Source organism: Cupriavidus basilensis (assembly GCF_029335485.1).
Lineage (GTDB): Bacteria > Pseudomonadota > Gammaproteobacteria > Burkholderiales > Burkholderiaceae > Cupriavidus > Cupriavidus basilensis_E.
In genome coordinates this window covers 23623-33285 of record NZ_JARJLM010000312.1, presented here as the reverse complement: position 1 = coordinate 33285, position 9663 = coordinate 23623, and the positions used below count along the sequence as shown (strand labels likewise).

The window sequence follows — 9663 nt, the reverse complement described above, 5'->3', positions numbered from 1 at the left end:
GGTGCAGCGGTGCTCGGTCGATCCATGCGATTGGTCTCCATATCTGTTCCGCTACGGCCGCGCTTCCCTCGCGCCGGCACAGCGCGGCTAAGTGGCCGCCGCGCCGTCCTCTTCACGGGGGCAATGATCGCAGGCCGGCGTCACGCTGCCACGCGCGCCACGATCCGCCTCCGCGCTCCCGCCGCCGTCCTCGCCCGGCCCGGCCCGCGCCATATCCGCAAGGATCGGGCAATCGGGCCGCGCGTCGCCGCTGCAGGCCTCGGCCAGCAGGCGCAGCGTGTCGCGCATGGCGGCGAGCTCGGCGATGCGCTGTTCGAGATCCGCCACGTGGCGCAGGGTAAGCGCCTTGACATCGGCGCTGGCCCGCGCGCGGTCGTGCCACAGCGACAGCAAATCGCGTATCTCGTCCAGCGAGAACCCGAGATTACGGGCACGCCGCACGAAGCGCAAGGTGTGCACCGCGCGCTCGTCGTAGCGGCGGTAGCCGCCCTCGCTGCGCGGTGGCGCCGCCAGCAGGCCGATCGCCTCGTAGTGCCGGATCATCTTTGCGGTGACGCCGGAAGCCTGCGCCGCTTCGCCGATATTCATGCTCTCCCCCCAGCCGGGCGCCAGCGCCGCAGCAGCAGTGCATTGCCCACCACGCTCACGCTGGAGAACGCCATGGCCGCGCCGGCCACCACCGGGTTGAGCAGGCCGGCCGCCGCCAGCGGGATGCCGATCACATTGTAGAAGAAGGCCCAGAACAGGTTCTCCCGGATCTTGCGCACGGTGCGGTGCGAGATCGCCAGCGCATCGGCCACCAGCGCCGGGTCCCCGCGCATCAGCGTGATGCCGGCGGCATGCATGGCCACGTCGGTGCCGGTCGACATGGCAATGCCGACATCGGCAGCGGCCAGCGCCGGCGCATCGTTGATGCCGTCGCCCACCATCGCCACCACGGTTCCGCCGGCCTTGAGCGCGAGCACGCGCTCGGCCTTGTCGGCCGGCAGCACTTCCGCCTGCACTTCGTCCAGTCCCAGCGCCTCGGCCACGCGTGCCGCCGCGCCACGGTTATCGCCGGAGAGCATGACCGTGCGCACGCCAGCGCCGCGCAGCCGTTCGATCGCGCTACGCGCGCCGGGCTTGATCGCATCGCCGAAGGCGACCAGGCTCAGCACACGCGGCAGCCCCTGCACCTGCGTCTCGATCAGCCAGGACACCGTGCGGCCCTGTTCCTGCAGCGCTTGCGCCTGCGCTTCGAGCGTACCCGCCGCTGCGCCCAGCGCGGCGCGCAGGCGCTCGCTGCCCAACTGCAGGGCCACGCCATCCACCTTGCCGGCCAGGCCCATGCCCGGCAGCGCGCGCACGTCGCTGGCCACCGGCGCCGCGATGCCGCGCGCACGTGCCGCCGCCAGCACGGCATGCGCCAGCGGATGTTCGCTGCCGGCCTGCAGCGCGGCAAGCTGTGACAGCAAGCGTTCTTGCGCACCCGCGCCAGCATCGGCGGGTACCGCCAGCGCCACCACCTCCGGCTTGCCGACCGTGAGCGTGCCGGTCTTGTCGAAGGCCACCACCTTGACGCGGTGGGCCAGTTCCAGCGCCTCGGCGTCCTTGATCAGGATGCCTGCGCGCGCGCCCGCGCCGGTGCCGGCCATGATCGCGGTCGGCGTCGCCAGGCCAAGCGCGCATGGGCACGCAATCACCAGCACCGCCACCGCATTGAGCAGCGCGGTTTCCCAGCCGCCGCCGAACACGCCCCAGCCCAGCAGCGTCGCCAGCGCAATGCCCAGCACCACCGGCACGAACACCGCGCTGACGCGGTCGACCATGCGCTGGATCGGCGCCTTGGCCGCCTGCGCATGCTCGACCATGCGGATGATGCGCGCCAGCACCGTTTCCGCGCCCACCGCCACGGTGCGCGCCACCAGCCGGCCTTCGTAATTGATGGCGCCGCCGGTCAGGCGCGCGCCGGGCTCCTTGGGCACCGGCAGGCTTTCGCCGGTCAGCATCGACTCATCGGCATGGCTGCTGCCCTCGATCACCTCGGCGTCCACCGGCACGCGTGCGCCCGGCAGCACCACGATCTCGTCGCCCACGCGCACGGCGCCAAGCGGCACCGTAATCTCGCCGTCAGCGCGACGCACCAGCGCGCTGTCGGGGCGCAGCGCGGCCAGCGCACGGATGGCATCGGCGGTCTGGCGCTTGGCGCGCGTCTCCAGCCACTTGCCCAGGCGCACCAGCGTGATCACCACCGCCGCGCTTTCGAAATACAGGTGCGGCATGCCCTCGCCGCCACGCCACATCAGCCACAACGACAAACCGTAAGCCGCCGAGGTACCGAGCGCGACCAGCAGATCCATATTGCCCGCACCGGCACGCACCGCTTTCCAGCCCGCCTTATAGAAACGCCAGCCGAACACAAACTGCACCGGCGTGGCCAGCAGCCATTGCACCCAGGCCGGCAGCATCCAGTGCACGCCGAACCACGCCGCCGCCATGGGCGCCACCAGCGGCAGCGACAATGCCGCCGAGATTGCCACCGGCCACGGCCCCGACCAGAATCCTTCGCCAGCCGCCGCGCCCGCGGGCAGGTCGCCGCTCACCGGCACTGCGCCATAGCCGGCACGCGCGACCGCGGCCGCCAGTGCATCGGCATCCACGGCGCCGCGCATGACGGTCACCTCCGCCTGCTCGGTGGCCAGGTTGACCTGCGCATCGACCACCCCGGGCACGGCCTTCAAGGCCCGCTCCACGCGGGCCACGCAGGACGCGCACGTCATGTCGCTGATGGACAAGGCAATGGCCTGGCGCGGCACTTCGTAACCGGCGGCCTTGACGGCCTCGGCCGCGGCCGGCAACACCGCGGCGCTGTCGGCCTGCAGCGTGGCTTCCTCGGTGGCAAGGTTGACGGCGACCTGGCGCACGCCGGGCACCTTGCCCAGCGCGGTCTCGACGCGCCGCACGCAAGAGGCGCAGGTCATGCCGCCGATGGGTAGCCGCCATTCGGAAACCGGCGCGACTGCCGCGGCGCCGGGTACGGGAAGGAGTTGGGAATTTGCTGGCATGGCCTGGGGGGACGGGAATCCACAGTGACGATGAGCACATCATGGACCTTACCATGTTGGGAAGGTCAAGCCTGGCTGCAAGAAACGTATCCGTCACCTGCAAAACTGCCGCGGGCAGTAAAAAGACCTTGCGCTTCCCATCGTGGGAAGGTGCAGACTTCAGGGCAGATGCCAGTCCGGCCCGGACAGCGCAGCGGCAGGTACGCTTTCCGGGCAACCGGATGCGTTCCTTGATCTTGACCCTTTTGACCCTTTTGACCCTTTTCTTTGCACCAACAGGAGATTCCCTATGATCCAGTTCCAGGTTGAAGGCATGTCTTGCGGCCACTGCGTGGGCGCCATCACCCGCGCCGTGCAGGCGCTCGATCCGGCCGCCAGGGTGTCGGCGGATATCGCCGCGCAGGCGGTCACGGTGGAAGCCGCCGCCAGCAACGATGCGCTGCGCGAGGCCATCGAAGCGGCCGGCTACCCTGTCAAGAGCGCCGCTTAAGGACAAAACGGGCGCCGCGAAGGCGCCCGTTTTGCGCTTTGGCAAAGCGGAAACTCAGAAGCGGTAGCCCACGTTCAGGAAGGTCACCACCGGATCGATCTTGATCTTGGTGTGCGACACGATGGTCTGGTTGCCCGACGCCCCGGCGTTGTGCGTGGTGAGCGTTGCGGTGCTGGACAGCGGCAGGTAGGAAACCGACAGGCCGATAAACCAGTTGTCGGTCACGGCGTAGTTGGCGCCGATATTGAACACCGGATTCCACGAGCTCTTGGCGCTGGCCGTCATCGTTGCATTCGGCCCGAACTGGGACTTCACGAAGGTCTGGTTGGTGATGGTCTCGCCGGTGAACCAGGTGTAGTTCACGCCGATGCCCACATAGGGACGGAACTTGGACTTCGCCTCCAGGAAGTGGTACTTCACCAGTGCCGCGGGGCTCCACTGCCTCACATTGCCCAGCGTGCCATATTTGCTGTAGGTACCCGTGCCCTCCACATCGTGTTGTGGCGGAATGCCACCGACGATTTCACCCGAGATATTGTCGGTGAAGAAGTGGGTGAAGGCGATGCCGAGCGTATCCGCCGATTTGATCTTGGCACCGGTACCGGTCTGGGTCTGCCCCAGGGGAAAACCGTTGATGCTATCGAGGACCAGGGGATCGGCCGAGCTGGTCGGCATCACGCGGAACCAGCCCAGGCTGATGATATTGCTGCCCGCGCTTTGCGCTTGCGCGGTGCCGGCAATCAGCATGGCAACGCTGGCCACCAGAATCTTTTTATTGGTCATGCCTCCTACTCCTTTCAACTCTCGTCCTTGAGGCAAGCATTATCCGGCTTGGTGTGTCGCCCCTGTTTCAAACACGAGAGCCTTTACTAGAAGGCCTCCCCTAAAGCACGGGTTAACCATTAAAAAACCGGGGGTTTTACGTCAAATCGGCGCCAAAACTGTAACGGATATGCGACGCCCAATGGCGGCGAAGCCCACTCGGCGGCAAAGACCTACCTGGCACACGGGTATTGCCTGACGTGCTCGTCGCGTTCAGGATCCGCAGCCGCCGGAGCGCCGCCGCTCACGCCGCCACGGACCCCGGATGCGCGCTCGCCAGCACGCAGGCCGCCAGGTCCCACAAGGCGTAGCCAACGCTCTTGAACACCAGCGGGCTGCCGCGCCGCGCGCGCAGCTCCGCCGCGCGGAGGATGGCGTGTTCGAAGGGCTGCACGGTGGCCCAATCGATGCCAGCCTGCAGCAGGTCGCCCGCCTCCTCCTCGATGCCGAACAGGGTATCGGCCAGCAAGCGGCCATGCGCGGAAGCCGCCTGGCACAGCGCCGGCGGCAACTCGCACATCTCGGGGCGGAAAGCGCCCACCGCGGCAATGAAATGATCGTCGCGCCACAGGCCGCTATCGAGATCCGGCAGCACCGGAAACAGGCTGGAGGTCACGGTGACCACCATCGATACGCGCGGCAGCACGGTGCGCGCATCGTCCACCGTCTGCGCCTCGGTACCGAGCGTGCGCGCCTGCGCGGCCAGCGCCTCGGCCTTGGCGGCGGTGCGCGAATGCAGCCATACGCGGCGCGGCGCCAGGCCCGCAATGAACGCTTCGAGATGGGTCTGGGCCTGCACGCCGGCGCCGATGATCAGCAACTCGCCATCCGGCTGCGGCGCGAAGGTCTGGGCCGCGAGCAGCGACACCGCGGCGGTGCGCCGCCCCGTCACGGTAGGGCCATCCAGCAGCGCCAGCCGCTGCCCGGTATGGGCGTCGGCCACCACCACCTCGCCCAGGATATTGGGCAGGCCGCGCCGCGGGTTACCGGGATGCACGGTGATGTTCTTGGTCATCACCAGATCGCGGTTGCGCGCCGGCATCACCAGCAGCGTGCCTTCGCCACCGGCGGCATCGCCCACCGGCAGGGCAATGCGCGGCGGCGCCATGGCGGTGCCGGCGCGCAGTTCGGCCAGCATGCCGGCAATGGCGCGGGCCAGCGCGGGATACGGCAGGCGTGCCGCGGTCTGGGCGGCGTCGAGCAGGGCAAGGGACAAGGCGATGACTCCGGAAGCGATTCGCGATGCGGAATTATCGGCGATCCCGCCCGGCAAGACTGATGGGCGGCCCGCGAGCGGGCCACCCCTCACGCGATGCGAAGCGAGCCGTGGCGATATTGCTCCCCGTATGGAGCGCCTCCCCGAAGGGGAGGTGCGCTGTCGACGTTGACGTTCAAGCAGTTGGAGTTGGCGTTGCAGTCGCAATTGCAGTCAGGTCTCCCGGTAGCCCCCACAACCCACCCCGGGTACAACCCAACGAAAACATCACCTCCAGCACTCCCCCTCAACGCGCCAGCAGCCCCATCATCTGCTCCGGATACCGCGTACCCGCCGCCGCGTCCGCCGGAAACACGGCATCGATGGCCGCCATGTCGGCAGCGTCCAGCACCACGTCGAGCGCGCCAAGGTTATCGTCGAGATTGCGCACCTGGCGCGTGCCGGGAATCGGCACCACCTGCTCGCCACGCGCCAGCACCCAGGCCAGCGCCAGCTGCGCCGGGCTGCAGCCCTTGTCGCGCGCCAGCGCCTGCACCTTGTCGACCAGCGCCAGGTTGCGCGCGAAGTTCTCGCCCATGAACCGCGGACTGGCGCGGCGGTAGTCGTCCTCGGCAAAATCGGCAGGGCTGCGGATGGCGCCGGTGAGAAAACCCCGGCCCAGCGGGCTGTAGGGCACCAGCGCAATGCCGAGCCGGCGGCAGGTGGCAAGGATGCTGTGCCCGCCGCCCTCGTCCACGTCGCGCGTCCACAGCGAATACTCGCTCTGCAGCGCGCTGATGGGATGCACCCGATGCGCACGCTCGACGGTATCCGCGCCGGCCTCCGACAAGCCCAGCCAGCGCACCTTGCCCGCCTTGACCAGTTCCGCCATCGCCCCCACGGTTTCCTCGATCGGCACCTGCGGGTCGACACGGTGCTGGTAGTACAGGTCGATATGATCCACGCCAAGCCGCTGCAGGCTGGCATCGCAACTGGCCCGCACGTACTCGGGCCGGCCGTCGACGCCACGCGCCACCGGGTTGGCGGCGTCGCGCACGATGCCGAACTTGGTGGCAAGCACTACGCCGTCACGCCGGTCCGCGATGGCGCGCCCGACCAGGCGCTCATTGGTGTGCGGGCCATAGATATCCGCCGTATCGATAAAATTGATGCCACGATCCAGCGCGTGATGAATCGTGCGAATGGATTCGGCGTCATCGTGGGCGCCGTAGAACTCGCTCATGCCCATGCAGCCCAGGCCGATGGGGAATACCTGCGGGCCGTGCCGCCCCAGCTTGCGTAGTACGGTCATGCTGACTCCCTTGATTTGGAACCCCCGCAGTATCGCCAGTACAGGCGCGGCGAAACAGCCCGCTGGCCCGCATGCTTCATGAAGCAGGGCTTCACAATCGCCTGGTCGGGCCGGGCGCCGCCGCCATCAGGCCGCGTTCTCCCGCCGCGACAGGAAGTCCACCAGCACCCGCAGCTTCGGCAGCATGTGGCGGTTCGATGGCCACAGCATCCAGAAGGTGCCCTCCACCACGTTGTACTGGTCCAGCGCGGTTTGCAGGCGCTGCTCGCGCAACGCGTCCCGCGCGACGAAATCCGGCACGTAGGCAATGCCCAGGCCACTTGTCGCGGCGGCCAGCACGCCTTCAATGCTGTTCAGGGTGAAGGCTGCCGGCAGCCGCGGTTCGGCGCCGCCCGCCTCCTTCGTCAACACCCAGTCCTGCAGCTTGCCGCTGGAGGGAAAACGATAGCGCAGGCAGGCGTGCTGCTCCAGGTCCTGCGGCCGCCGCGGCATCCCGCGGCGCGCGAAATAGTCCGGCGCAGCGCATAGCACGAAACGGAAGGGCCGCAGCCGCCTGGCCATCAGCCGGGAATCCGTCAGCTCGCCGCTGCGGATCACCATGTCGAAGCCCTCCTCCACCACGTCGACGATACGGTCGCTGAAATCCAGGTCGAACTCGATCTCGGGATAGGCCGCGGAGAACGCCGCCAGGTCGGGCAGCACGAGGCGATAGCCGATCGCCGGGACGCTGATGCGCAGGCGGCCGCGCGGCGCCTCCTGCAGCCGCGACAGTTCCAGCTCGGCGTCGTCGATCTCCTCCAGGATGCGCCGGCAACGCTCGAAGAACAGCGTGCCCTCGTCCGTCAGCCGGATCTGGCGCGTGCTGCGGTGGAACAGCCGGATGCCGAGCCGGGCCTCGAGCCGCATCACGCTCTTGCCGATGGCCGATGGCGAGACGCCGAGCAGCCGTCCCGCCGCGACGAAGCTGTGGGACTCCGCCGCGCGCACGAAAGCGTACAGGCCGCTAAGACTATCCATGGTCGATTAGGGAGTTTTTGTCCGTTAAGAGCGGAAAGCTGGGGGCTTTAAGCCGTATTAAAGCCATCCTATCATCAGTCCACTTTCCAGAAGGGGCGTCACGGGCACTCACCGACGGCGACGCCGTATGGCACGCCGAACGCGCCCTGTCCTGCCTTCCGACATGAACTCACCATGCATGCACCTGACACATCTGCACACACTCCGGCGCAGAAAGCGATGACCCTCGGCGCCGTCTGCCTCGCGGCGCTGGCGATGCCGCTCAGCTTCACCGGCCCGGCGGTGGCCTTGCCGGCGATTGCCGGCAGCCTCGGCGGCAGCCCCATCGCGTTGAGCTGGGTCACCAATGCCTTCATGCTGTGCTTCGGCAGCTGCCTGATGGCCGCCGGCGCGCTGGCGGACCGCTTCGGGCGCAAGCGCATCTTTCTCGCCGGCGTCGCCGGCTTCGCCCTCACCTCGCTGGCGCTGATGGCGGCGCCCGACCTCGCCTGGGTCGATGTGCTGCGCGCCGCGCAGGGCATGGCGGGCGCCGCCGCGTTCTCGGGCGGCGTGGCGGCGCTGGCGCAGGAGTTCGAGGGACGGGCGGCCACCCGCGCCTTCAGCCTGCTGGGGACGAGCTTCGGCGTCGGCCTGGCCTTCGGCCCGGTGCTTGCCGGAGCCCTGATCCAGCAAGCCGGATGGCGCTCGGTCTTTCTCAGCGTCGCTCTCATCGCCACATGCGCGCTGGGGTTCGGCGCGCGCTGCATGCGCGAGTCGCGCGACCCCGCCGCCATGGGCCTCGACTGGCCCGGCGCCGCCACCTTTACCGGGGCGCTGGCCTTGTTCACCTATGCCGTGCTGAGCGCGCCCGACAGCGGCTGGGGCAGCCTGCCGGTCGTCCTGCTGCTGAGTGGCTCGGCGGTGCTGCTGGTGGCGTTCGTCGTCATCGAGCAGCGCGTGCGCGCGCCCATGCTCGACCTGTCCCTGTTCCGCTATCCGCGTTTTGTCGGCGTGCAGTTCCTCGCGGCCGCGCCGGCCTATTCCTATGTCGTGCTGCAAGTGCTGCTGCCCATCCGCCTGATCGGTATAGAGGGCTACAGCGCGATGGAAGCGGGCCGCATGATGATTGCGCTTTCCGCGCCGATGCTGGTGGTACCGCTGCTGGCCGGCATGCTGACGCGCTGGCTGTCGGCGGGGCTGATCTCCGGGCTGGGCTTGCTGATCTGCGCCGGCGGCCTGTCGTGGCTGGCGCAATGCGCGCCCGGCCAGCCCCCCGCCGGGATGGTGCTGCCCATGCTGACGATCGGCTTCGGCATCAGCCTGCCCTGGGGGCTGATGGACGGCCTGGCGGTCAGCGTGGTGCCCAAGGAACGCGCCGGCATGGCCACCGGTATCTTCAGCACCACGCGCGTCGCGGGAGAAGGCATCGCCCTGGCCATCGTCGGCGCGCTGCTCGCGGCGCTGGCGCAATCCAGGCTGCACCCCATGCTCGCGGCGGATGCCTCCACCCTGCTGCCGCAGGCTGCGCACCGCCTCGCCATGGGCAACCTGTCGCAAGCCATGTCCCTGCTGCCGCAACTGGGCCGCCAGGCACTGGTGCAAGGCTATGGCGAGGCCTTCCGGAGCCTGCTGTACATCCTGGCGGCGATCACCGTGCTCTCGGCCGGCATGGTGTTCGGCTTCCTCAGCCACGCGCGCCTGCCGCATCTTGCCGGGTCCGCGCCGAAGGCCGCCAGCGGCACGTAGCGGACGGAGGGCGGCGCATCGCAGGAAGACACCATCGTGCAAGCGCGCCGCATGCTAA

At 68.7% G+C, this 9663-nt stretch carries 8 protein-coding genes; 2 read left to right on the top strand and 6 right to left on the bottom strand.

Features of this window, described 5'->3' with window-relative positions; translation table 11 throughout:
- Positions 1 to 87: 87 nt before the first annotated feature.
- Together cueR and P3W85_RS18275 are read right to left on the bottom strand one after the other, a co-directional pair.
- On the bottom strand, positions 88 to 588 hold the full coding sequence (cueR, locus tag P3W85_RS18280) for a Cu(I)-responsive transcriptional regulator (protein ID WP_276265829.1): 501 nt from the start codon (positions 586 to 588) through the stop codon (positions 88 to 90).
- Entirely contained in the window at positions 585 to 3044 is a 2460-nt protein-coding gene (locus P3W85_RS18275; RefSeq protein ID WP_276265828.1) for a heavy metal translocating P-type ATPase, read from the bottom strand. Before P3W85_RS18275 ends, cueR begins: the two co-directional genes overlap by 4 nt.
- Positions 3045 to 3333: 289 nt before the next feature.
- On the opposite strand from P3W85_RS18275, the gene P3W85_RS18270 reads away from it, so the two are divergent.
- A complete protein-coding gene (locus tag P3W85_RS18270; protein ID WP_017230007.1) occupies positions 3334 to 3534 on the top strand; it encodes a heavy-metal-associated domain-containing protein in 201 nt (66 codons plus the stop codon).
- A 54-nt stretch (positions 3535 to 3588) separates the two neighbouring features.
- On the opposite strand, the gene P3W85_RS18265 is transcribed toward P3W85_RS18270, so the two are convergent.
- The 4 genes from P3W85_RS18265 to P3W85_RS18250 form a co-directional block, all read right to left on the bottom strand.
- Positions 3589 to 4317: an OmpW/AlkL family protein gene (locus P3W85_RS18265; RefSeq protein ID WP_276265827.1), complete on the bottom strand. Its 729-nt coding sequence runs from the start codon at positions 4315 to 4317 to the stop codon at positions 3589 to 3591.
- Positions 4318 to 4600: 283 nt separating this feature from the next.
- Complete coding sequence (locus P3W85_RS18260) at positions 4601 to 5572, bottom strand: delta(1)-pyrroline-2-carboxylate reductase family protein (protein ID WP_276265826.1); 972 nt, start codon at positions 5570 to 5572, stop codon at positions 4601 to 4603.
- A gap of 286 nt (positions 5573 to 5858) precedes the next feature.
- On the bottom strand, positions 5859 to 6863 hold the full coding sequence (locus P3W85_RS18255) for an aldo/keto reductase (protein WP_017226436.1): 1005 nt from the start codon (positions 6861 to 6863) through the stop codon (positions 5859 to 5861).
- Positions 6864 to 6989: 126 nt separating this feature from the next.
- Positions 6990 to 7880 (bottom strand): LysR family transcriptional regulator, encoded by an 891-nt coding sequence (locus P3W85_RS18250; protein ID WP_276265825.1) that lies wholly within the window; start codon positions 7878 to 7880, stop codon positions 6990 to 6992.
- Positions 7881 to 8099: 219 nt separating this feature from the next.
- Here P3W85_RS18250 and P3W85_RS18245 point away from each other — a divergent pair, with 219 nt between their 5' ends.
- Positions 8100 to 9605, top strand: a complete 1506-nt coding sequence (locus P3W85_RS18245; RefSeq protein ID WP_276265824.1) for an MFS transporter — start codon at positions 8100 to 8102, stop codon at positions 9603 to 9605.
- The last annotated feature ends 58 nt before the right edge of the window (positions 9606 to 9663 follow it).